Source organism: Algoriphagus lutimaris (assembly GCF_017051705.1).
Lineage (GTDB): Bacteria > Bacteroidota > Bacteroidia > Cytophagales > Cyclobacteriaceae > Algoriphagus > Algoriphagus lutimaris.
Window position 1 is genome coordinate 125,733 of the sequence record NZ_JAFIDJ010000004.1, and the last position, 22,176, is coordinate 147,908.

The following is a 22,176-nucleotide window of genomic DNA, read 5'->3' on the forward strand; positions in this document are numbered from 1 at the left end:
ATTTCTTTGAATATTTTTCCCTTTCCGACATAACTTAACTGATTTCGCAACTAAGTTACAAAAAATGCAATTCTATCCTTCCCATTATCAGACTTTCCTAAATCTTTTAACGTTAAATATTTTTAAAATAAACCAAGGAATAAAACTTTTCATTGCCATCTCTGTAACAATCCCGTCGAAAAATTAGACTAATAGCCTTTTCAAAGCAATTAACTATTGAATCAGGAATTTTTGAGATTCTCAGATAAATAGACTTCAATCCATGGCTCTAGAAAAATCAATTTCATTTTTGTTTACGATCAGAATGGCTTTGCTAATTAGCTCGTTTGATTATTTCTTAATTACACCAAGCCCCAGTTCCCCTCGCCAATCTCCTTGCAGTCGATTTCGAACCCGGTTTTTTAATTTATCGAGGGCTCTCATCCCTTCTTTATAATCTATTGCTAATTTTCATGGAAATAAAAAAAGCCAAACTATTGCTAGCTTGGCTTTGCAGAGCCAAAGGGATTGCTCATACCCGAAGCCATGCCGCACCTCCCTTCGCCAATCTCCTTGCAGTCGATTTCGAACCCGGTCTTTTAATTTATCGAGGGCTCTCATCCCTTCTTTATAATCTTTTGCTACTTTTCATGGAAATAAAAAAAGCCAAACTATTGCTAGCTTGGCTTTGCAGAGAGGAAGGGATTGCTCATACCCGAAGCCATGCCGCACCTCCCCTCGCCAATCTCCTTGCAGTCGATTTCGAACCCGGTCTTTTAATTTATCGAGGGCTCTCATCCCTTCTTTATAATCTTTTGCTACTTTTCATGGAAATAAAAAAAGCCAAACTATTGCTAGCTTGGCTTTGCAGAGAGGAAGGGATTGCTCATACCCGAAGCCATGCCGCACCTCCCCTCGCCAATCTCCTTGCAGTCGATTTCGAACCCGGTCTTTTAATTTATCGAGGGCTCTCATCCCTTCTTTATAATCTATTGCTACTTTTCATGGAAATAAAAAAAGCCAAACTATTGCTAGCTTGGCTTTGCAGAGAGGAAGGGATTCGAACCCTCGATACCCTTTAGGGGTATACACGCTTTCCAGGCGTGCTCCTTCAACCACTCGGACACCTCTCTAGATTGAATTTTGACTTGCTATTGCAAATCGGAGTGCAAAGAAAAATATTATTCCTCCGCTTTCCAAATCAAACTCTAAAATATCCTGAATTTCTCTAGGTAGTCATCTCTCCAGCGAGTGGAACCATCAACTGTTTCTTCACTTCCTCAGCTGAAGAATACTGTCCTAACAAGAACATTAATTTTGTAACTGCAGCTTCTGTGGTAATATCTGCCCCACTAATGACCCCTACATTCAAAAGTTCTTTACTAGTCTCATACCTTCCCTGAATTACTCTACCCCCATTGCACTGAGACACGTTTAAGAGGATTAATCCCTTTTTTACCGCCCTTGCCAAGGAATTCATAAACCATATTTCACTTGGAGAGTTTCCAGAACCATAGGTTTCTAAAACCACTCCTCGTAAACCTGGGATATCAAAACAAGCATCCATGATTTGGGAGGTGATCCCAGGGAATAGTTTTAATATCATGACTCGATTGTCCAACAGATTTTTATAAACCAGCTCCTTCTTGGGTTCATAAGGTCTAATGGAAGCCGTATTATAATCAATTACAATCCCAGCTTCCGCCAAGGATGGATAATTCTCTGATTCAAATGCGTCAAAGTGGACAGACTGTACCTTTTTGGAACGGTTTCCTCTCAATAACACATGATTAAAAAATATACAGACTTCTGGCACAATTGGATTCCCATTGATTTTCGCGGTCGCAATTTCCAATGAAGTCATCAAATTCTCCCGTGCATCTGAACGCATCGCCGAAATAGGCAATTGTGCTCCCGTAAAAATCACGGGTTTATTGAGCCCTTGAAGCATATAACTCATCATGGAAGCAGAATAGGCCATCGTATCAGTCCCATGAAGCACAACAAAACCATCGTAACTATCATAGTTCTCATAAATAATATATGCCATATCAGTCCAATGCTTCATAGAAACATTAGAAGAGTCAATGGGCTCTGGAAATGAAATTACCGTGATCGCAATATTCATATTGGAGAGAATAGGAATCTTTTCCAGAATCTTTCCAAAATTAAATGGTACTAAAGACCCTGAATCATCGTAAGCCATACCCAAGGTTCCACCAGTATATATAATCAACACTGATGATGTCTTACTGGTACGTAGGCCTGTATTTAGTCTTACTATTTTATAATTCATAGCTCAAACTCCCTGAATAGGTTCAATGCATTCTCTTTGGTTTTCTTAGCAACCTCCTCTTTAGAAATTGCTAAAAAGTCTCCAATTCTCTCTGCTATTATAGGTAAATAAACTGGAGAATTCCTTTTACCTCGATAAGGAACAGGCGCTAGATAAGGCGAATCAGTCTCTAAAACCAAATTCCCTAAATCTAAATGTGGAATTACTTGATCCAAACCTCCGTTTTTAAAAGTGGAAACCCCACCTATTCCCAAGAAAAATCCCAACTCAATAATATCTTGTGCTTGTTGCAAAGTACCCGTAAAACAATGAAAAACACCTGTCAAGCTACCATCTTGCTCGTGCCTGATGAGTTCGATCGTTTCATCCATGGATTCTCTACAGTGGATCACTACAGGCAGTTTCTTTTTCTTCGCCCAATCTACCTGGATTTTCAAAGCTTCTTTTTGTTGCTCGAAAAAAGTCTTATCCCAGTACAAGTCCAACCCTATTTCTCCAACCGCTGCAAATGGTCTCTTTTCCAACCATTCTTCCATCACATAAAGTTGTGTCTGAAAATCCTCCTTCACATCACAAGGATGTAGCCCCATCATCGGAATGCAAAGATCAGGGTATTTCTCCTCGCAGGCCAACATGGCATCAATGGTTTCAACATCAACATTGGGCATGTATACACGCTCAATTCCGGCTTCACGGATTTGATCCATTACCTCGTCTCGGTCAGAATCGAATTTGGAAGAGTAAATATGTGCGTGGGTTTCAATCAGGTTCATAAGTAATTTCTAGACTTCCAAGTGATTTTGGAAGGCCAAAAATAATAAAGAATAGTAAGGGAGGAGGCAAGCAGGTAATAAAAATCATAGATTGCCAGTATCATCCAAGAAAGTTTTCTGCCCGCTTTGTTGGAAACCACTATTAAAAAATAGGATTGTAAAAGGATTTTTAACCCCCAAATTCCAAATCCTAGGCTTACATTACTTGCTAAAATCCAAGCTATAGCCGGGAAAAAGAGCAGGTGAAAACCTAAGGACACCTTCCATTTCCAAGGCAAAGAAACAACCCCTTTGAGCCACCGTTTTCGTTGTTTCAACAATTCCGACCAGCTTCTTTCCGCTTTGGTCTTTAATAGCATGCCAGGACTGACTTGTTGATGTATCTGAAAACCTAGACGATTTATGGATCTGGAAATCTCTAAATCTTCGGTCCAGGAAAATTCCGTATTTTCAAACCCACCTGACTCCAGATAAGCTTTCCTTGAAATCACCATATTATTTCCCAACCCAGTGGTATGAGCTCCCATATCTGAGACGATTTTGGTGATCGCTAAAATATTCCACCAATCTATTTTTTGAAATTCTGCGAAAAGAGTATGAGATTCTAACTCAGTTACGCCATTCAAAAGACCTATTTTTTCCGAAAAGCTGTTAACTCCCTCTTTTACCCAGTTTTCACCCACCACACAATCTGCATCCGTAAAAAATAAAAATTCTCCATTTGCCTCTTTAGCCATGATGGCTAAGGCATTTGCTTTTCCATTGATTGGGTACTTCCTCAGTTGCTGTCCTTTAATAGGAAAAATCTTGCAATTAGTAGTTCTTTCCTTCCATTCTTTCAATATTCTGAGGGTATCATCTTCACTTTGGTCGTCCGCCATTAAAAATTCAAGTTGCTCAGAAGGATAGTCCAACCCATGAAGTGAAGCCAGTAAGTAAGGAAGATCTTTTTCCTCATTTCTAGAAGCTACCAAAACAGACACTTTGGGAAAGTAATTTGGGTTCGGTTTGCAAAAATCCATCCAAGAGAATATTGCCCGAAAGATGAGAACAAGGTATTGAACAAGCAGAATGCTTACTGCAAAAAATGCCAAATTTAAAATTATAGTGTTGCCGTTGTCCAACCTTTGTCTTGAAGTTTATCTAAGTAAGTTGGTAAAATTCTGGGTAAAACTGAACTGGTCTTTTGTTGATCATGAAATAGCACGATTGATCCTGGTCCTGTATTTTCAACAGACTTTCTCAGTACCTCTTTGTGATCTAGTTTTAGGTCATAATCTCCACTCAACATATTCCACATTACAATGGAATGCGTTTTCGAAATTTCCCTGGCTTCAGCTGAAGTCATCAGTCCATAAGGAGGACGAAATAATTTTGTCTGAACGCCCAGCTGATCCTCTATTATTTGATTACAAGCCAGAAAGTCTTGGAGGTATTTTTCTCTATTGGTTTTCCAGCCATTAAGATGATGAAAGGTATGGTTAGCTAATTGGTGTCCTTGAGAAAGCACCTCTTTGGCTAAAGAACTGTGCTTCCGAACATTATCCCCTACCATGAAAAACGTAGCTTTCATAGTTCGTTTAGAAAGTTCCTGAAGGACAAAGTCGGTCACTCCTGGTACTGGACCATCATCAAAGGTCAAAAAGACTTGGTTTCCTTCTGAATTTTTTGACCAAATTCTTTTCGGGAACAATCTCTGAATAAAGAATGGAACGGTATGAAATACCATGATTAACGGAACCTAAGACTCAATAATGTCAAATCATCTCTCAAAGGAATATCCTTAGAAAAATCATTCATTTCCTTAAAAAATTCTCTGTGAAAATCATCAGGATCTACACATAAGTGCTTTAATACAAAATCTTCCAATCTATCTTCACCGTATTCTTCCCCCTCTTCATTGGTTGCTTCAGTTACCCCATCTGTATAGAGATGGATTGTAAAGTCCTTCAGATTCTCTTTTTCATCAATTTCCAAAAAAGGAAGTTTTTCAAAAGCCCCTAATATGGTGGTCCCTGCATTTAACAATTCGATCTTCCCTGGAATATTCCCGCACAAGATGGGCGCATTATGTCCAGCATTTACATAATGAAACTTATTTGTTTTAAAATTATAGTAACCCAGAAAAAAAGTAATGAATCGCTCTCCTTTTGTGTTTTCAAAAAGTGTAAAATTCAGCTGGTTCACAATCATTTTCAGATCCGCATCACTCCTTAATAAAGTGCGAAGGGTTGCCTGAAAATTTGACATTAGTAACGCTGCCGCAAAGCCTTTGCCTGAAACATCCGCAATACAAAAGAACACTTCATCTTTCGACCGCTGAATCAGATCATAATAATCTCCCCCTACCATGCTATGTGGGAAATAAGTCACCTTAGCTTTCAGCTTATCAGTAAAAGGCAATTCCGCAGGAAACAACATTTGCTGAACCTGACTCGCGATGGCAATTTCCCTGTTCAACACCTCCTGCTGCAATTGTTTCCTAGCAAAACGTTTATTTTCCAGGGCTACTACCAAAATGTTGGTCAAGGCCTGCGTGAAATCCAGGTCTAAATCCTGAGACAGGTCTTTCCTTTTGAGGAATAAAATCGCAAGCATTTTATCCTTATGATAAACCGGCAAATAAGTCTCCAAATCCTGAAACGAATACCCATCTGGAAGTTCTATCCTGAGTTGATCAGAATCTTTTTCAGAGATAATATCATCTAAAGGAATCAGTTGGGGCACTTTTGATTTAACTCCATGTGCAATGATTTTTTCAAATGCTCCTTCTTTAGCCACATACAATACCATTGCTTTGATGTTTAAATGCACCAAGCAAGTAAACTTGAAGATATTTGCTAGAACCACCTCAGACTGATTTTCATTGATCGCCTGAGTGATTTCGAGCAATGCTTTTAGCTCTAATTCTTTACGTTGATATTTTATTGTCTCTGTAGTCAATGCTAAATCGTATTATGGGCCATTAGACCTTTTTTGGTAGCAAGGAAAAATAATTTCTCACCCTCCTCCAAAACATTCACAATATAAAAACACTCTTCATCAGGAGCAGTCAAACATTTGATAAAACCTTGTTTGTATAAAGAGTCCAAGGCGGTCAATATTTCTTTAGTCCCTAAATCAAGTGTCTCTTTTAAGTATTCAAATGACTGGACGAAATACAGTTCATCCATTACATCAAATTCTTCCTCACTCATAACTTATTAAATAGCTAAATTAATCAGATCTTTTGGTTACCCGGTCCTTCCAAACGTATTTCCCTCGAATCACTCCCAACACAACCAAAATAACATAAAAAGGATGGATGAAGGAAGTCCCCATCAAAACGGGCAATTTGAAAGGTTTTCCCAAACTTCTTAAAATTCTTACAAAGGCTACGATTTCCGCTAGGATTTTGAAGATCCAAATTGAACAAAAGCCCAAAAATTCGATCTTCCCCCAAAAAAGCATTACCAGACTTGAAAGCCAAATTACTTGGAACAGTGCTGGAATAGCTGCTACCAAGGAATGTAATAGAGAAGAGTGACTTTTCCACTTTCCCGCCCATCTAATTTTTTGATGGATCAATGCACTCCAACTGGATTCAGGAACTGTCTGAATAAGGGTTTCCTTAATAGGCAGGTATTTTACTGCAGTTTCCCCATATTCCCTTTTTATCTTTTTAAGCAAGAACTCATCATCTCCAGATGGATTAATTTCATTCCCTTCAAAACCATGTACCTGATGGAATGCAGACTTCCTAAACGCCATATTAGCAGCACTACATGTCAAGGCTTTTCCTATTGCAAAACTATAATTGGTCACCAGCAAGGTACTCACCCACTCCATTAATTGAAATCCTGTCAAAAAACCTGATCGGTTCTGGGGTAAAATCGGCCCAGTCACCAATTGAATTTGTGGGTTTTCAAAGGAAGTTAAGATTACCTCAGGCCATGTTTTCTCCCATACACAATCAGCATCGGAGGTAAGGACTATCTCTCCACTAGCTAACGATATGGCATGGTTAATTGCTGCTTTCTTCCCAATTCTCGGGCTAGCGACCACCTTCACAAGCTCAGAATTAAAAAACTGTTGCTCAAGTTTCAAGAAAGTCCCATCCTCACTATGATCGTCTACCAAAATCACCTCTTTCAAGGAAGATAAACTCCTTTTAATCGACAAAATCAAAGAAGGTAAATTCCTCGCTTCATTCCTTAAAGCAATCACCAAAGTAGCAGGTAATAGCTGGTTAGGATGTTTCACTTCTCCTCTTTCCTTTGGCCATGTCAAGCTCATTCTCCAAAGCAGGAAGAAGTAGAAGAGATTACAAATCAGGTAAAAACTTAGCATCTTTTGGGCTAACTTGCGAGGGTGAGTAAAGAAGTGAAAAATACGGCTAAGGAAAAAATCATTTTAGGCATAGATCCAGGGACTACGGTCATGGGTTATGGATTGATCAAAACGGAGGGCAAGAAATATGAATTGCTTCAATATGGAGTCATCCATTTGAAGAAATACAATTCTCACGAATTAAAACTCAAGAAAATTTTTGAAAGAATCACAGGGATCATTGAGGAGTATTTACCGGATAGTGTTGCACTGGAAGCCCCATTTTATGGAGTTAATGTACAATCTATGTTGAAATTAGGCAGAGCTCAAGGAGTGGCCATGGCTGCCGCACTGGCAAGGGAAATTCCAATCACGGAGTATTCTCCCAAAAAAGTGAAGCAGTCTGTAACCGGAAATGGAAATGCCTCCAAGGAACAAGTAGCAGCTATGCTACAGACACTTTTCAAATTGACAGAAATCCCCAAAATGCTAGATGCAACCGATGCATTAGCAGTGGCTTTATGTCATCATTTCCATGAGGGGAGGACGCAAACCAGAGGCAGAAGTCAAGGTTGGAAATCCTTTATTGAGGAAAACCCAAATCGAGTAAAAAAATAAACCCGGCCAAACCGGGTTTCAATTTTATTGTCAAAGGTCAATTCCAAGAGACAACTTGAGCAGTCTGTTCTTGACGTTAGTATCAAAATAATTCAAACTGGTCAATCCAAAATCATAACTCGCCTGAACATTAAATCCTAAAGGCAGATTGACTCCTACGCCTACTACACCTCCTATGTCATATCCTCTAATCACATCCGTACTAGTAGAGGTATTTCCTCCTAAGGAATATTTTCGGGAAGCTAAGATAGAAGCCTGAGGTCCAGCAAATACATTGACGATTGGAAGAAAATCAAACCTTACTAAGACCGGAACATCGATGTAATTTAATTTTTCATTGATCTTATTACCTGATGAACTTTCTACGCCTTCATATCCTTTTTGGGAATACTGAATACCCGGCTCCACTGCAAATACCCCTAAATCAAATTTATAATACCCTCCAACATGGAAAGCAATCTTGGCATCATAGTTTGTATTTGAGAAGTTAGCGGAACTTAACCCCGCTCTTAATCCAAATTGAGCCTGTGCGGCACCAATAAACCCTATGGTCAATATTAAAAACAAGATTTTTTTCATTTGATCAATTAAATAATTATTGGAAATTTTTCTGTTTACTAAAGGTTAGATTCTACAAATATTTGACCAAGGATGTTGAGATCAAAACTTAATAGACTTCTTACCTCAATCAATTAAAAGAAATCAAAGCCTAAAGAAAGCTTCAACCCTTTATTTTTTCTATTTGGATAATATTCTCCTAGGTCATTTTTTGCAATATCAAAGCTGGCTTGAACATTCAATCCATATGGCAAATGAATTCCTATACCTCCAACTCCACCAAATTCAGTCTTTGGAAATGTATCCATATTTGTATCCACGACTCCCTCCAGCTCATATTTTCTAGACATCAACCAGGACATCTGAGGCCCTAGGAACAAATGTATGTCTGGAAAAAAGTTGATTCTTATTAACAAAGGGGCATCCACATAATTGAATCGCTCGTAGATAATTTTTCCTGTATTTCTATCATTTCCCCGAAAGCCTTTTTGGGAAAATTGAACACCGGGCTCAATAGCAAAAAAGCCCAATTCAAGACGGTAATACACCCCTCCATGTGCGCCAAGCCTGGCATTGACATTGGAATTGGTAATATTGCTGGAACTTAACCCTGCTCTAACTCCTGCCTGTCCATGTACTAGACCTATTAGACCAAAAGATAAAAGGAGTAGAAAAAGAACCCTCATAAGTCGTTGATTAAATGTCTTTTTAAACAATTTTATTAATGAAGAAGAGAGTATTTTTAAATGTTTTCCAAAGAAAAATCGCTCATCTAATCTAGATTATTTAATTTACTTCCTAAAACTAGCAGAAGCTTTTCATTTTAAAATCAATCGATTAGACTTTTTCTACAGAATACATGGAAAAGATTCTTGGCATTTTTGACAAATTCCCATTTTTGAGCGACAGCGCAAAGACAGGTTTTTTGAGCAATCTCGAGGAGGTAGAGTTCAACAAGGGGGATTTGCTTGCTAAAGAAGGCGAAGTGAGCCAATACTTGTATTACTTTTCAGAAGGAGCTGCCAGAAGTTATTACAGTAGAAACAATAGAGACATTACTGTTTCTTTCACTCTGGCTGGTGAGTTTGTGACTGCGATGCATTCCTTTATCACTAGAAAGCCTTCGTATGAAAACATCGAAACCTTAGAAAAAAGTAAGGCTTATCGAATTTCACATGATACGCTTGAGAACATGTTTGTGAATTACCCTGAAACAGAACGGGCTTATCGGTTGATTTTAGAGGAATATTACATCGTACTGGAGGAGCGGCAAATATTTTCCAAATTCAAGACAGCAAAAGAAAGATATTTAGAACTCATGGAGTATCGCCCCAAAGTAATTCAGAAAGCTTCTGTTGGGCATATCGCATCCTATTTGGACATGAGTATTGAAACCCTGAGTAGGATCAGAAGTAAAATCTAATTAATTGATTTTTGTCAATAGTATTTTTTGCAAAGCATGTCAATCTTTGCAGAAGTATATTTATTTCAACCAAAACGCCATGAATCATTCTATTCAACTTCCAATCCTTGCACTTTTTTTGATCCTGGCAGCTTGTAGTAGCCGATCCAATGAGCAGACATTCGACTCTTCTAAATTACCTAGAGCCACAGAAACACAAGTGGAAAAATTGGTGGAAGATTTCATTTTGGTGGAAGATGGTGGCACCATTACTATAGAACCTCTTTTTTACGATCTGAAAACCCAGTTGATTTTAGATAATAAAAAGAATATCAAAATCATTGGAGCAGGAATGGATCAATCTGTCCTTTCATTCAGGAATTTGAAAACCGGAGGGGAAGGGGTCAAAATTGTAGGGGAGAACATTTTGTTGGAAAACTTCAGTGTCGAAGATGCTCCTGGAGATGGTATAAAATCCCAACACACCGATGGAATTACCTTTCGGAAATTGAATGTCACCTGGACGAACGGTGACAAATCAAAAAATGGGACATATGCCATTTATCCAGTACAATGTAAAAATGTAGTGATTGATGGCTGCATCGCCTCTCATTCCAAAGATGCTGGAATTTATGTGGGGCAATCTGAAAATATTATAGTCAAAAATTCACTTGCCTTTGGGAATGTTGCTGGTATAGAGATAGAAAATTGTGACAATGCCGAGGTATTTGACAATGTAGCCAGAGATAATTCCGGCGGTATATTGGTTTTCAACCTTCCTGGACTTCCAAAATCGGATGGCAGGGGAACCAAAATTTACAATAATGAAATCATTGACAACAACCATGAAAACTTTGCTACTCCCCTTGGAGATGGTCCCAATGGAAATACCGTCACCATGATCCCTCCAGGTTCGGGTATCATCTTATTGGCTGCAAAAGAAGTAGAGATTTTCAACAATAAGATCCACAGAAATAAAACTACTGGTCTGGCTATTGCCAGCTATCAGATTACTGGCTTTCCATCAGAAGCTCCAAATTGGTCTCCTTATTCCCATGATATTTATATTCACGACAATAGCTATAAGCGCACGCTTAAAATCCCTGATTTGACCCGGGAACTAGGACAATTGATTTCGGTGTATAATGCCCATGGAAAAGCAAAAACCCAAGATATCATATATGATGGAATCTGGGATACAGAAATAAGCGATAATATAGAAACCAACCCCATGCGGATTTGCTTGCAGGAAGAGGGAATGGATAAACTCCACTTTACCATGTTTTATCTAATGGATGGAGAAGACAATATTAAATCTTTCAAAGATTACGACCCATTTCAAGGATGCAATGTGAATGTATCTACAGACGTATCCAACTTGGCCTCTCTTTAATCATGCTAAAAAATACTTCTAGAATAATTGGACTGGTAGGTATCTGCTTGTTAATTTCTTGCAAAGAGTCTACGAAGGAAGTTCAGCCACTCCCACAAGAACCTCTTAAAGAAGAGCTTGCAGATGGAGATTATCCTTATCAAAGATTATCTACCTATGGGTTCTTCGAAGGAGAAATGAAAGAGCTCCAACCATCATCTTCTATTTTGCCTTATGAACCCGCATCCTCCCTTTTTACGGATTATGCCCTAAAAAGCAGATTTATTGCTATTCCTGCCTCCGAAAAAGTGAAGATTCAAGAAGGAGACTTCCTGTTTCCAACAGGTACAATTCTTATCAAAAACTTTTACTATCCTACTGATTTTAATAAGCCAGAAGAGAATAAGAAGATTATTGAAACCCGGTTATTGATCCATTCAGAAAAAGGGTGGGAAGCTTTCCCATATATCTGGAATGAGGAACAGACGGATGCAGTTTTGAAAGTCGTTGGGGGAGAAAAAGAGGTAAAATTCATTCATGAAAATGGTGAAGAGCAAGTGATTAATTATTTGATCCCAAACAAAAACCAATGCAAAACCTGCCATAACAGTTCAGAGCAATTAGCCCCAATTGGAGTAAAAATCAAACACCTGAATCATGAAATGAAAATAGGTCAAAAAATTCAAAACCAATTGACCTATTGGAAGGAGAAGGGAGTTCTTGAAGGATTCGATGGCCCTGACAACCATCCTTCCTTGGTAAATTACGCAGATGAGACGCAAGCCCTATCGGATCGAGCTATGGCTTACTTGGATATCAATTGCTCACACTGCCATCAATCCGAAGGTCCTGCTAGCACTTCTGGACTGTTTTTACAATTTGATCAAAAAGATCCTATGAAACTTGGTGTCATGAAAACCCCTGTAGCTGCTGGAAATGGAGCAGGTGCTTTTGATTATGACATAGTGCCAGGAAAAGCTGATGAATCAATTATTACCTACCGAATGAATTCCACGGAAGTTGGGATAGCTATGCCTGAATTGGGAAGGACGACCATCCATCAGGAAGGAGTGGCATTGATCCGGGAATGGATTAACTCTATGGATAAATAGAAAAAGAGGGGTTCGGTGATTCGGTCCCCTCTTTCTTATTTTATAATTAAAAGGTATACCCTAGGGAAACTTTAAATCCTCGATTATACACATCCGCATCACTGTTTTTAAAGATCGGAGTCATTCCATAATCGTAAGACCCCTGTACATTGAAGCCTTGCGGAAGATTATAGCCCACTCCAAAGACTAGGCCCAAATCAGTTTCTTTGGCATTATCTCCTTCAAAGTAAATGGTAGAGCCAAAGAAATCTCCTTCATATTTCGAGCTGGCTAGAAACGAAATCTGTGGACCAGCAAAGACATTCAATCCTTTGGAAGGATAAAGCCTGAACAATACAGGCACATCCACATAATTGAAGATGGCTCGACTATCCACTGCATCATTATTTTGGGTTCCTTTTACAGAGTAATAGATCCCTGGCTCTATGGCAAAACGATCGGTGGCAAACATCATCGTATAAATACCAGCATGAAATCCTACTCGGTTGGTATAGTCATTTTCTTCTCCATCCGAACCACCAAAATTGAATAGATTGGCACCCCCTCTAATTCCAAAACCTCCCAAGTTTTTTGTTTGGGCTTGAGTGGCTGAAATCCCAATAAATCCGAAGGCAATTACTAGCAATAACTTTTTCATTTGTTTTAATAGTTGGTTTCCCTTCTATTATCCCAGAGTTATGCCAAAGTGGAAATACAGATAAAACGCTATTAGCTGATGACTTTTTTATCTACATAATCGGAGTTCAACAAACCTAGTGCTCCCATGTACTTCAATTCAAAATTCAAGGTGTCCCCTACTTTATATTCTGCAGGGTTTTCTCCCAGGTTGATGATGATCATATCCGAACTTGCACCTAAGATTTCAAAGCTCTGGTCTTTTGGGATCAGGTATTTTGGATCCACATCCAAAAGCCCAATATCCAAGATTGCTCGGAAAGAGCTTTTCCCATAGAGTTCAGTATCAATCTCCGCCACCTCTCCCTGAGGGTTAGCTGCCAGATTCCCAACGGGTAACAAGGGCTTTTCCTGCATTTCAATAATCTCTGCATGCAGTTCAAACACATCTGCTTTCATCCCCTCAATTAGTTTTTCCTCGAATAAGTCCAAGCCAAAATAAAGGGTTTCTCCAACTCTGAAATGATTAATCCCCAATGGTAATTGATGGTTTAAAATCAAGGGAATAGTCACAGAAGTCCCTGCAGAAACCCAAGGGATTTTCTTATTGAATTTTAATTCGATGATTTGCTTGTAAAGCGAAAGTTGGATCAACTTATCAGTAGAAGGCATGACCCCATTTAAGCAATTTAAATTGGTGCCTAACCCGATCACTTCAATGTTGGGCAATTGAAAAATCTGGGAATAAAATTCCACTAATTGTTCACCCATTACTCCTTCACGAAGGTCTCCGGTCTCAACCATGATGATAATTTTGTGCTTCTTTTTTTGAAGCACTGCTTCTTCACTGATCCAGTGAATCGTATCTAGCTCACTGTTCAAACTCACATCAGCAAATTCCACCATCTTTCCCACATTCCTTTTGGAAACAGGTTTAATGTATACGGTTTGAACATCAGGATTAATAGTTTTAACCATGGCTAAATTGCTAATCCTGCTATCGTGAATTTCTCGTACGCCCAGATTGATTAGTTCCTCAAGAAAAGTTCTGTTTCCACAAAGAAGTTTGGAAACCACTCCCCAGGAAATGGATTTCTCATCAAAAAGTTTTTTGAGAAACTCAAAATTTGTCTTGAGCTTGGTCTTATTTAAAGTCAGATAAGCCATTTATTTTGTTAATCTCATTTCGAGATATTTGTTGGTAAAGCCTAGTCTTTCATACAGCTTTTTAGCTGGATTATCAGGTTCAACGTGGAGGGCAATGGCTCCATTGGCCATTTTAATTGCCATTTCCATCAATTTCCCCCCAATACCTTTTCCTCTTTGGGACTCGTCTACAGCTATATAAACTAATATATTCTCGGGAATATATCCAGACATTCCAGTTTTGTTCATTACTAGAGCCCCTAAAATTTTCCCTTTTTCTCTCGCCATTACGACAAATCCACCTGCATGGAGCCCTTGATCTAAAGCATAGTCAAGGCATTTCATGATATCATCTTTTGGATCTCCATACTTATCCAGATGATGGAATAGGAAATCTGCAATTTCATTTTTTTGCAGGAAAGTAGCGGAATCAATCGCTGAAAGTGTTTCTAGCTTGATCATATAGATTTTAACTTTGAACTATTTAGTTTTTGAAAATAAGTTACTGACAAAAATGCCAGCAATGAGATTAGGAGGCCAAATAAATTGGCATCCAAATCGAAAGGTAGAGCTACTTCTGCAATCGTCAGGCCAGCTGTAACCGACCCACCTGCAATCATAGAAACTACTGCAGCAGTCCCATTGTTTTGATTAAAAAACAATCCTCCAATGACCGGGATTAACAGGCCCGAAACCATAAATGCATAACTATATAACATCAGGCTAAGCACTTCTGTCATTTGCCATGCAATTAGAATAGCTACTCCACCAATGATTAAGGTAAGGATTTGACTCAAACGAATTTCTTGCTTGTGTGTCTTCCCTTTCATAAATCTACCCAATAAATCTGTGGTAAGATTACCCGATGCGGCCATCAAACAGGAATCTGCAGTAGAAAGCACCGCTGAGAAATAAGCGGACATCATTAATCCTAAAATCCCTGCCGGTAAGATCTGGCTCAATAAGACAGGTAATCCCATCTCTGGGTCCATCCCCAAACCAAAGCCTTCCAATACTCCCTGCTCTACCGCCACTCTGGAAAGTAGACCTAATGAAACTCCAAGGAAAGCCATGATCGGCCATTCAAATAAGCCTGCAATAAACCAGGCCTTTTTTGCGGATCGCACGTCCCTCGCTGCAAAGATCCGTTGATAGAGCGTCATACCTACAAACCAAATTGGGACAATAGTAATTCCCCAATTGGCTAAATCTTGCCAACTTAGGTTTGAAAAGGAAAAGAAAGATGCTGGAAGTGTGCTTGAAATTCCTTCCCATCCACCTACAAAATGATAAGCCATTGGTACGCCGATAAACATCAACCCTAGCATCAAAATGATCCATTGAATGGTGTCGGTATAGATCACTGCTTTTAATCCGCCCATCACGGTATATACAACTGCAATACCACCCATAATGAGTAAGGCATAATGTAAGTCTAATGCTTCAAATGTCCCTGAAGCCAATTTCGCTCCTGCCAACAATTGTGAAGAAGTAAATCCCAAGTAGCCCAAAAAACAGATGATTGCAGCGACTCTTGCTGCATTGGAATTATAGAGATGCCCTATAATCTGTGGAAATGTAAAAAAATTTGAAAAAGCAGGATCTGATTTAACTCTTGGTATCAATAAGACGGCTGCTAACCAAGCCCCCAATAATCCGGTGAAAAGCATCCAGGAGCCTGAAATCCCCATGGCAAAACCCAATCCGCCCAAACCTATTGAAAATCCTCCTCCTACATCAGTAGCTACGACGGAAAGTCCAATATGCCAGCTACCTATATTCCTCCCCCCTACGTAATAATCCTCCTGATCTGTGTTTTTCTTCATGTAAAAAAATCCCACACCTAGCATTGCCAGCATGTAGGCCAAAAAGATCCCCAGATCTATCCAACTCATACCCTATTTTGATTTGTAATAAATTCATTCTAAATTATAACTTTTCAAAGTTATGCTTTTATGCTCAATTAATCGAATTTTGAGCTTTTTAATATTGATTTTTTATTATTAGTATAATTAATTATTGGAATAGTTTAATTTTTAAGCTTTCAAGAAAATTGGCTTTTTATTCCTGAAAAAATGGTTGAAGTCTATTACTTTATGTTCCCCAACTAATTCCTTATGGGCAAGGAGCGCTAAAAATTCAATGAAGTCTTTAATTCTCTTTATACTATTTATAAAATAAAACAATGCTATCTATTTAATTAGCGCCATTCTATTTCTTTTTAGATTGGAGGTCTATGGTTTATCTAAAGATTTTTTTTGTAATCATACACGATCATTCAAAGCTGTCAAACTCTACAAAATCATATTCAGGGGAAGCCTCCAAAAGTTGTCGTAAAATTGGCACATGACCATTACCAAAAATGACAAGGATACGATCATTTTTACTTTCTGTTATTTTCTGAATATTTCGAAAAATTCGCATATTTCTGTTATACCACCACATTGAAACAATATCAGCGCCTCTATAATCATCAAGTTTAAAATCACCAACCAAATAAGCACCATATCCATAATTGTGAGATTCACGAGAGTTCATCCATTTAAATACATCTAGGAGATTCGTAGTTGAAATAAGTTTCTTTTCTTCTTCATACCAATCTCTCATATATTCATCGTATGGATCATTACTTTGAAAATCATAATCTTTGAATAACTCTTTGTAAGAAATAGAATCCTTTTTCTCCATATCATCTGCATAGCTCCAAGCATTTATTGCATAGATTGTGTCAAGATCAAGCTCAGTAGCTAGGCGAATTCCTAACTGAAAACTTTCACTACGTTCCTCACGAAATTCACCATTTTTATATCTACGAAGTTTGTCTGTAGCCTTCCATTTATCCGATGCTTCAATTGCAACCTTGTTAGGTTTAAATCTTTTTATGTACTCCACCAATTCTGTGACTTCAGATTTTTTGGGCTCAATCAAAACATCAATCTTTAACTTGTCTTCCGTTTTCAACACATCAAGACCTGGATAGTCAAAGTGGAAAGTCCCAACAACCAAGACTTGAGTTTTACTCTTGGGAAAGAACTCAGATGGTAGTTTCAATTGTGAATCTTTTGGAGTTTGTTGATCAGTGCATGATGAAAAAAGCAATAGAATCAAGCCTATAAGTAAATTACTAAAAGAGGGGAGAAGCTTCATGATTAAATAGTAGTGTTTCCTAGGTAGATGCTGTTTAGCTGCTAAAGGTTGCTTCCGGATTTCCGCTAACGATCTTGTATATGAAAAGTAGAGGATTTAAACTACCAACTTTTCAGTTTCACATTGACCTTTATTTTTTTGTGTTTATACTTTTTTGGATTACCATTTACACCGCTATTTTTTAATTACTTTGTTATAGCCTTTTACTAAATCTTTTCTTCTGACATAAAAAACAATCATCATCATAATTGACATATAGAGTATAAAAATCCAAAAGGTAATCATGCTTCCAGTAAACTCCGGTAAAATAAGGAGGTAATTAAAAGCTGCATTGGCACCGATATGAGCCAGTATAGATGTTAGTACGCTTTTTGTGTAGTAATAAATCCAACTAATAAAAAGTGTCCCCAGAATAACCCATAATAAAAAAACCATAAAGTTCATTTGTAATGGAACCCCTGCTCCAATCAGATATGCCGGAAAATGCCAGAAACCCCATATTAGACCAAGTATTATACTTGAATAGAACAGATTGAATTTATTCATCAATCTTGGAAGTAAAAATCCTCTCCAGCCATATTCCTCTCCAAGTGCTATTAATATGATAACAACAATTTGAGGCATCAGTTGATAAGTTCTTAAGCTAAACTTTGAAACATCAAAATTCAAGAATGTGAGCATCGCTAAAGAACCAACCAGAGGAATTCCTATCAAGGAAAGAATAAGCCATTTGATTCTCGTTTTCTTAATTGTTTGTTTAACAAATAATTCATAAACACCTTTCTTTCCTTTATTGATCGCTGTATATACAAGAGCAAGAATTGATGGTGTAAAAACAGATAATATGGATAAGTTGGAATTATTTGTTTCGTAAGAGATATAACAAATTAATGAACTTAAGCCTAAAGCAAATGTGGAGAATAGGATGATTTCCTTTTTTTCTTGCATACTCAAAGTTTATAATTTTGACAGATCTGAAAATAGTCTTCTTTTTTCTGTAATCTAATTTTATCTACTTATCAACTAACTCATTCAGTCTTTCAAAACAGGAAATAATCTTCTCAAAAAATCACACCTATCCCTGCTCCGAACCTAATCCCCTGAAAAATACTTAAATACTAACTCACACCCTCCAAAAAACCAAGAGTTGCGCATATATCCCAAAAAATGAATATATACGCAACTCTTACTTCATCTAATACAATCTACCCAAAACCAAAAAAAGCCGACTAATGTCGGCTTTTCTCAATGATTAAGTTGTTATTTAAACATTATCGCTACTGATGACTGCAGAGAAATACTCTCTATTCATTCTCGCAATGTTTGTCAAACTGATTTCTTTTGGACATTCTGCCGCACAAGCTCCGGTATTAGTACATGCTCCAAAACCTTCCGCATCCATTTGAGCGATCATTTTTTCTGCTCTGGTTTTTTTCTCTACCTGACCCTGTGGCAACAAAGCCAACTGAGAGATTTTGGCGGAAGTAAATAGCATCGCAGAAGCATTCTTACACGCCGCTACACAAGCTCCACATCCAATACAAGTCGCTGCGTCAAATGCTTCATCTGCAATGACCTTGGGAATTGGAATCTCATTTGCATCTGGAACACCACCTGTGTTGACGGAAACGTACCCTCCAGCCTGGATAATTCTATCGAATGCTGATCTGTCTACCACCAAATCTTTTACCACTGGAAATGCTTTCGCTCTCCAAGGTTCAATGGTAATGGTATCTCCATCTGAGAAAGATCTCATGTGTAGCTGACAAGTAGTAGTCTGCTGAGGTCCATGAGGCTTTCCATTGATGTACAAGGAACACATCCCGCAAATACCTTCACGGCAATCGTGGTCAAAGTGTACCGGGTCTTCTCCTTTTTCGGAAAGTTCCTCATTCAGTACATCCAACATTTCTAAAAAGGACATATCCTTGGAAATTCCATCCAATGGATAATTGACAAAACCTCCTTGATCAGAAGCGTTCTTTTGTCTCCATACTTTCAATGTCAATTTCATATAGCTATGAATTTTAGTCTAGCGATTATTTGTAAGATCTCTGGGTCAACTTCACGTTCTCAAACACAAGAGGCTCTTTGTTAAGCTCCTCTTCTTCCTCATCACCCATGTATTTCCAAGCGGCCACGTAAGCAAAGTTTTCATCGTCACGCAAAGCCTCTCCTTCCGGAGTTTGGTATTCCTCTCTGAAGTGTCCTCCACAAGATTCATTTCTATTCAATGCATCATCCACCATCAATTCTCCTAATTCCAAGAAATCTGCTACACGATGCGCTTTTTCCAATGACTGGTTCAATTCTTCATTGGCTCCCAACACTTTCACGTCCTTCCAGAATTCAGCTCTCAATTGCTTGATTTCAGCTTTTGCTTTAGTCAATCCTTCAGCAGTTCTGGCCATTCCACATTCATTCCACATGATTTTTCCCAGCTTCTTATGGAAATAATCTACGGTCTTGCTCCCATTAATAGAAAGTAATTTCTGGATTTTGGCTTTTACCTCTGCTTCAGCTTTGGCAAACTCAGGATGGCTCGTATCTACTTTCTTAGCTAGATTTTGTGCTAGATAGTCTCCTAATGTATAAGGGATGACAAAATAACCATCTGCCAATCCTTGCATCAAGGCAGAAGCCCCTAGTCTGTTGGCACCGTGATCTGAGAAGTTCGCTTCTCCCAAGGCATACAACCCTGGTACTGTAGTCATCAAATTATAATCTACCCAAAGTCCACCCATGGTGTAGTGAACAGCAGGATAAATCATCATCGGAGTTTGATATGGATTTTCTCCGGTGATCTGCTGATACATATCAAACAAGTTACCATATCTAGCTCGGATGGCATCTTCTCCATCTCTTATAATGGCATCTCTGAAATCCAAGAATACCGCTTCACCGGTTTCATTGACACCTCTTCCTTCATCACACACATATTTCGCATTTCTGGACGCCACGTCACGAGGAACGAGGTTACCGAAACTTGGATATTTTCTTTCTAAGTAATAATCTCTGTCCTCATCTTTGATTTCAGATGGTTTGATCTGGCCTTTTCTCAATTTTTCAGCCATTTCCACTGTCTTTGGCACCCATACTCTTCCGTCATTTCTAAGGGACTCAGACATCAAAGTCAATTTAGACTGATGATCTCCGGAAACAGGGATACAAGTTGGGTGAATCTGAGTATAGCAAGGATTCGCAAAATACGCTCCTTTCTTATGTGCTCTCCAAGCGGCAGTCACATTGGACCCCATGGCATTGGTAGAAAGGAAGAATACGTTACCATATCCGCCCGTACAAAGCAATACAGCGTGAGCTGCATGCGTTTCGATCGCTCCAGTGATTAAGTTTCTGGTCACAATTCCTCTAGCTTCCCCATCAATGGTCACCAAATCCATCATTTCCGTTCTTGGATACAGCTTTACTTTACCATTAGCAACCTGACGGCTCAAGGCAGAATAGGCACCTAACAATAACTGCTGTCCAGTTTGGCCCCGTGCATAGAAGGTTCTGGAAACCTGCGCACCACCAAAAGATCGGTTGGCAAGCAATCCACCATATTCACGGGCAAAAGGAACCCCTTGCGCCACGCATTGGTCAATAATATTGACAGAAACTTCGGCTAGTCTGTAAACATTGGACTCTCTTGCTCTATAGTCACCACCTTTGATGGTGTCATAAAACAATCTAAAAACGGAGTCACCGTCATTCTGGTAATTCTTGGCAGCATTGATCCCTCCTTGCGCAGCAATGGAGTGTGCTCTTCTCGGACTATCTTGAAAACAAAATGCTTTCACGTTGTATCCAAGTTCCGCCAAAGAGGCGGCTGCGGATGCACCAGCTAATCCGGTACCAACTACAATTACTTCGTATTTTCTTTTGTTTGCAGGGTTTACCAATTTGCTGGTAAACTTATGTTTGGTCCACTTTTCAGCTAAAGGGCCTGCAGGTGATTTTGAATCTAGTATCATACGGGACTATGGATTAGCTCTGTGTAAAATAGATGTACAGCGGCATACTTGCGAAAAGCGCAGGTACCACAATGCAATAAAGTTTGCCTAAGCCTTCGATGGCTGGCGTGTATTTTTTATGGTTCAAACCCAACGTCTGGAAGGCACTGGCGAATCCATGGGAAAGGTGAATACCCAAAAAGATCATCGCGATGACATAAAGTGCAACCATCCATTCAATCTGGAATGCAGCCTTCACAATGGTGTATAAATCCTTGTACTCTTCACCACCATAAGTGACAGTTGGGATTGAACCCCAATGCATCTGAGCCCAAAAGCTCTGCATATGCACCACAATAAATAATAGGATGATAGTTCCTAATACCCCCATGTTTCTGGAAGCAGCGCTTGAATTGGTAGACGCCTTAGAAACAGCATAACCAACAGGCCTTGCCGCTTTATTCTTGCTAGAAAGCATAATCGAATAAATGACATGTCCTATGATAGAGATGTAAGTCAAATATGACAACAACTTTACCGCAGGATTGGTAGTCATAAACTTAGCGTAAATATTAAATGCTTCGCCTCCGTCACTTTTAAATAAAAGTAAGTTTCCGGAAACGTGCCCTGTCAAAAACAGGATGAGGAAAAGTCCGGTCAATGCCATGATCAATTTCCTGCCTAGTGTGCTACTTAAGGTTTTGGTAACCCAGCTCATACAGTTAGTGCGATTAGATTAGAACGAATTCTTATAATTATTGGAGCCAAATTTACATTTGGATGACTTAGTAAACAATCCAAGTAAATAAGGATTGCTTATTTTAATCGTTTCTAAATAACTAAATTCATTTATGCTATTTTAGTATTTGATTTGGTACTGCAACACTTTGTTAAATT

At 38.7% G+C, this 22,176-nt stretch carries 23 protein-coding genes and 1 tRNA gene; 5 read left to right on the top strand and 19 right to left on the bottom strand.

Translation table 11 applies throughout. The features are described from left to right. The first annotated feature begins 452 nt into the window (after nucleotides 1–452). Nucleotides 453–1,061: a hypothetical protein gene (locus tag JYB62_RS18965; protein WP_205646978.1), complete on the top strand. Its 609-nt coding sequence runs from the start codon at nucleotides 453–455 to the stop codon at nucleotides 1,059–1,061. Here JYB62_RS18965 and JYB62_RS18970 read toward each other — a convergent pair. The 8 genes from JYB62_RS18970 to JYB62_RS19005 form a co-directional block, all read right to left on the bottom strand. Then, nucleotides 1,025–1,112: transfer RNA gene (locus tag JYB62_RS18970), tRNA-Ser, on the bottom strand. The two genes, JYB62_RS18965 and JYB62_RS18970, sit on opposite strands and share 37 nt — an antisense overlap. Before the next feature lie 95 nt (nucleotides 1,113–1,207). Then, nucleotides 1,208–2,275 carry an asparaginase gene (locus JYB62_RS18975; protein ID WP_205646979.1) on the bottom strand — a complete coding sequence of 356 codons (1,068 nt, stop codon included), beginning with the start codon at nucleotides 2,273–2,275 and terminating at the stop codon, nucleotides 1,208–1,210. After that, nucleotides 2,272–3,048, bottom strand: a complete 777-nt coding sequence (locus JYB62_RS18980; protein ID WP_205646980.1) for a TatD family hydrolase — start codon at nucleotides 3,046–3,048, stop codon at nucleotides 2,272–2,274. The genes JYB62_RS18975 and JYB62_RS18980 overlap by 4 nt, the downstream gene beginning before the upstream one ends. Next, nucleotides 3,045–4,031, bottom strand: a complete 987-nt coding sequence (locus tag JYB62_RS18985) for a glycosyltransferase (protein ID WP_205646981.1) — start codon at nucleotides 4,029–4,031, stop codon at nucleotides 3,045–3,047. Before JYB62_RS18985 ends, JYB62_RS18980 begins: the two co-directional genes overlap by 4 nt. 119 nt (nucleotides 4,032–4,150) lie before the next feature. After that, nucleotides 4,151–4,777, bottom strand: a complete 627-nt coding sequence (locus JYB62_RS18990; RefSeq protein ID WP_205646982.1) for a polysaccharide deacetylase family protein — start codon at nucleotides 4,775–4,777, stop codon at nucleotides 4,151–4,153. Nucleotides 4,778–4,779: 2 nt separating this feature from the next. Beyond that, nucleotides 4,780–5,991, bottom strand: a complete 1,212-nt coding sequence (locus JYB62_RS18995) for a PP2C family protein-serine/threonine phosphatase (protein WP_205646983.1) — start codon at nucleotides 5,989–5,991, stop codon at nucleotides 4,780–4,782. A 2-nt stretch (nucleotides 5,992–5,993) separates the two neighbouring features. Further along, complete coding sequence (locus JYB62_RS19000) at nucleotides 5,994–6,245, bottom strand: hypothetical protein (RefSeq protein WP_205646984.1); 252 nt, start codon at nucleotides 6,243–6,245, stop codon at nucleotides 5,994–5,996. Between the two features lie 19 nt (nucleotides 6,246–6,264). After that, nucleotides 6,265–7,377: a glycosyltransferase gene (locus JYB62_RS19005; RefSeq protein ID WP_205646985.1), complete on the bottom strand. Its 1,113-nt coding sequence runs from the start codon at nucleotides 7,375–7,377 to the stop codon at nucleotides 6,265–6,267. A 21-nt stretch (nucleotides 7,378–7,398) separates the two neighbouring features. On the opposite strand from JYB62_RS19005, the gene ruvC reads away from it, so the two are divergent. Beyond that, a complete protein-coding gene (ruvC, locus tag JYB62_RS19010; protein ID WP_205646986.1) occupies nucleotides 7,399–7,974 on the top strand; it encodes a crossover junction endodeoxyribonuclease RuvC in 576 nt (191 codons plus the stop codon). A 30-nt stretch (nucleotides 7,975–8,004) separates the two neighbouring features. Here ruvC and JYB62_RS19015 read toward each other — a convergent pair whose 3' ends face one another. Continuing rightward, on the bottom strand, nucleotides 8,005–8,553 hold the full coding sequence (locus JYB62_RS19015) for a porin family protein (RefSeq protein WP_205646987.1): 549 nt from the start codon (nucleotides 8,551–8,553) through the stop codon (nucleotides 8,005–8,007). Between the two features lie 113 nt (nucleotides 8,554–8,666). Further along, nucleotides 8,667–9,218 carry an outer membrane beta-barrel protein gene (locus JYB62_RS19020; RefSeq protein WP_205646988.1) on the bottom strand — a complete coding sequence of 184 codons (552 nt, stop codon included), beginning with the start codon at nucleotides 9,216–9,218 and terminating at the stop codon, nucleotides 8,667–8,669. Nucleotides 9,219–9,391: 173 nt separating this feature from the next. On the opposite strand from JYB62_RS19020, the gene JYB62_RS19025 reads away from it, so the two are divergent. The 3 genes from JYB62_RS19025 to JYB62_RS19035 all read left to right on the top strand — a co-directional run bounded on the left by JYB62_RS19025 (nucleotide 9,392) and on the right by JYB62_RS19035 (nucleotide 12,418). Next, nucleotides 9,392–9,955, top strand: a complete 564-nt coding sequence (locus JYB62_RS19025; RefSeq protein WP_205646989.1) for a Crp/Fnr family transcriptional regulator — start codon at nucleotides 9,392–9,394, stop codon at nucleotides 9,953–9,955. 79 nt (nucleotides 9,956–10,034) lie between these two features. Further along, nucleotides 10,035–11,327 (top strand): parallel beta-helix domain-containing protein, encoded by a 1,293-nt coding sequence (locus JYB62_RS19030; RefSeq protein WP_205646990.1) that lies wholly within the window; start codon nucleotides 10,035–10,037, stop codon nucleotides 11,325–11,327. Between the two features lie 2 nt (nucleotides 11,328–11,329). Next, on the top strand, nucleotides 11,330–12,418 hold the full coding sequence (locus JYB62_RS19035) for an SO2930 family diheme c-type cytochrome (protein ID WP_205646991.1): 1,089 nt from the start codon (nucleotides 11,330–11,332) through the stop codon (nucleotides 12,416–12,418). A 46-nt stretch (nucleotides 12,419–12,464) separates the two neighbouring features. On the opposite strand, the gene JYB62_RS19040 is transcribed toward JYB62_RS19035, so the two are convergent. The 9 genes from JYB62_RS19040 to JYB62_RS19080 form a co-directional block, all read right to left on the bottom strand. Continuing rightward, nucleotides 12,465–13,055 carry a porin family protein gene (locus tag JYB62_RS19040; protein ID WP_205646992.1) on the bottom strand — a complete coding sequence of 197 codons (591 nt, stop codon included), beginning with the start codon at nucleotides 13,053–13,055 and terminating at the stop codon, nucleotides 12,465–12,467. A gap of 71 nt (nucleotides 13,056–13,126) precedes the next feature. Then, nucleotides 13,127–14,200, bottom strand: a complete 1,074-nt coding sequence (locus JYB62_RS19045) for an alanine racemase (protein ID WP_205646993.1) — start codon at nucleotides 14,198–14,200, stop codon at nucleotides 13,127–13,129. Next, nucleotides 14,201–14,641 (bottom strand): GNAT family N-acetyltransferase, encoded by a 441-nt coding sequence (locus tag JYB62_RS19050; RefSeq protein ID WP_205646994.1) that lies wholly within the window; start codon nucleotides 14,639–14,641, stop codon nucleotides 14,201–14,203. Continuing rightward, nucleotides 14,638–16,074 carry a sodium:solute symporter family protein gene (locus JYB62_RS19055; protein ID WP_205646995.1) on the bottom strand — a complete coding sequence of 479 codons (1,437 nt, stop codon included), beginning with the start codon at nucleotides 16,072–16,074 and terminating at the stop codon, nucleotides 14,638–14,640. Before JYB62_RS19055 ends, JYB62_RS19050 begins: the two co-directional genes overlap by 4 nt. A 379-nt stretch (nucleotides 16,075–16,453) precedes the next feature. Further along, nucleotides 16,454–17,326 carry a DUF5694 domain-containing protein gene (locus JYB62_RS19060; protein WP_243431645.1) on the bottom strand — a complete coding sequence of 291 codons (873 nt, stop codon included), beginning with the start codon at nucleotides 17,324–17,326 and terminating at the stop codon, nucleotides 16,454–16,456. A 174-nt stretch (nucleotides 17,327–17,500) separates the two neighbouring features. Continuing rightward, entirely contained in the window at nucleotides 17,501–18,274 is a 774-nt protein-coding gene (locus JYB62_RS19065; protein WP_205646996.1) for a CPBP family intramembrane glutamic endopeptidase, read from the bottom strand. 316 nt (nucleotides 18,275–18,590) lie between these two features. Further along, nucleotides 18,591–19,340 carry a succinate dehydrogenase/fumarate reductase iron-sulfur subunit gene (locus tag JYB62_RS19070; RefSeq protein WP_205646997.1) on the bottom strand — a complete coding sequence of 250 codons (750 nt, stop codon included), beginning with the start codon at nucleotides 19,338–19,340 and terminating at the stop codon, nucleotides 18,591–18,593. 25 nt (nucleotides 19,341–19,365) lie between these two features. Next, nucleotides 19,366–21,300, bottom strand: coding sequence for a fumarate reductase/succinate dehydrogenase flavoprotein subunit (locus JYB62_RS19075; RefSeq protein WP_205646998.1), 1,935 nt, complete (start codon nucleotides 21,298–21,300; stop codon nucleotides 19,366–19,368). A gap of 13 nt (nucleotides 21,301–21,313) precedes the next feature. Next, the gene (locus JYB62_RS19080; RefSeq protein ID WP_205646999.1) at nucleotides 21,314–21,997 is read right to left on the bottom strand and encodes a succinate dehydrogenase cytochrome b subunit; all 684 of its coding nucleotides are present in this window, start codon (nucleotides 21,995–21,997) and stop codon (nucleotides 21,314–21,316) included. Between the last annotated feature and the right edge of the window lie 179 nt (nucleotides 21,998–22,176).

Excerpts from the sequence above, each read along its gene's own strand:
- JYB62_RS18990 (WP_205646982.1), bottom strand. The coding sequence starts at position 4,777 with ATGGTATTTCATACCGTTCCATTCTTTATTCAGAGATTGTTCCCGAAA.
- JYB62_RS19080 (WP_205646999.1), bottom strand. The coding sequence starts at position 21,997 with ATGAGCTGGGTTACCAAAACCTTAAGTAGCACACTAGGCAGGAAATTG.
- JYB62_RS19065 (WP_205646996.1), bottom strand. The coding sequence starts at position 18,274 with ATGCAAGAAAAAAAGGAAATCATCCTATTCTCCACATTTGCTTTAGGC.
- JYB62_RS19070 (WP_205646997.1), bottom strand. The coding sequence starts at position 19,340 with ATGAAATTGACATTGAAAGTATGGAGACAAAAGAACGCTTCTGATCAA.
- JYB62_RS19050 (WP_205646994.1), bottom strand. The coding sequence starts at position 14,641 with ATGATCAAGCTAGAAACACTTTCAGCGATTGATTCCGCTACTTTCCTG.
- JYB62_RS19045 (WP_205646993.1), bottom strand. The coding sequence starts at position 14,200 with ATGGCTTATCTGACTTTAAATAAGACCAAGCTCAAGACAAATTTTGAG.
- JYB62_RS18980 (WP_205646980.1), bottom strand. The coding sequence starts at position 3,048 with ATGAACCTGATTGAAACCCACGCACATATTTACTCTTCCAAATTCGAT.
- JYB62_RS19040 (WP_205646992.1), bottom strand. The coding sequence starts at position 13,055 with ATGAAAAAGTTATTGCTAGTAATTGCCTTCGGATTTATTGGGATTTCA.
- JYB62_RS19075 (WP_205646998.1), bottom strand. The coding sequence starts at position 21,300 with ATGATACTAGATTCAAAATCACCTGCAGGCCCTTTAGCTGAAAAGTGG.
- JYB62_RS19000 (WP_205646984.1), bottom strand. The coding sequence starts at position 6,245 with ATGAGTGAGGAAGAATTTGATGTAATGGATGAACTGTATTTCGTCCAG.
- JYB62_RS18965 (WP_205646978.1), top strand. The coding sequence starts at position 453 with ATGGAAATAAAAAAAGCCAAACTATTGCTAGCTTGGCTTTGCAGAGCC.
- JYB62_RS19025 (WP_205646989.1), top strand. The coding sequence starts at position 9,392 with ATGGAAAAGATTCTTGGCATTTTTGACAAATTCCCATTTTTGAGCGAC.
- JYB62_RS19030 (WP_205646990.1), top strand. The coding sequence starts at position 10,035 with ATGAATCATTCTATTCAACTTCCAATCCTTGCACTTTTTTTGATCCTG.
- JYB62_RS19015 (WP_205646987.1), bottom strand. The coding sequence starts at position 8,553 with ATGAAAAAAATCTTGTTTTTAATATTGACCATAGGGTTTATTGGTGCC.
- JYB62_RS19060 (WP_243431645.1), bottom strand. The coding sequence starts at position 17,326 with ATGAAGCTTCTCCCCTCTTTTAGTAATTTACTTATAGGCTTGATTCTA.
- JYB62_RS19055 (WP_205646995.1), bottom strand. The coding sequence starts at position 16,074 with ATGAGTTGGATAGATCTGGGGATCTTTTTGGCCTACATGCTGGCAATG.
- JYB62_RS19035 (WP_205646991.1), top strand. The coding sequence starts at position 11,330 with ATGCTAAAAAATACTTCTAGAATAATTGGACTGGTAGGTATCTGCTTG.
- JYB62_RS19020 (WP_205646988.1), bottom strand. The coding sequence starts at position 9,218 with ATGAGGGTTCTTTTTCTACTCCTTTTATCTTTTGGTCTAATAGGTCTA.
- JYB62_RS19005 (WP_205646985.1), bottom strand. The coding sequence starts at position 7,377 with ATGCTAAGTTTTTACCTGATTTGTAATCTCTTCTACTTCTTCCTGCTT.
- JYB62_RS18975 (WP_205646979.1), bottom strand. The coding sequence starts at position 2,275 with ATGAATTATAAAATAGTAAGACTAAATACAGGCCTACGTACCAGTAAG.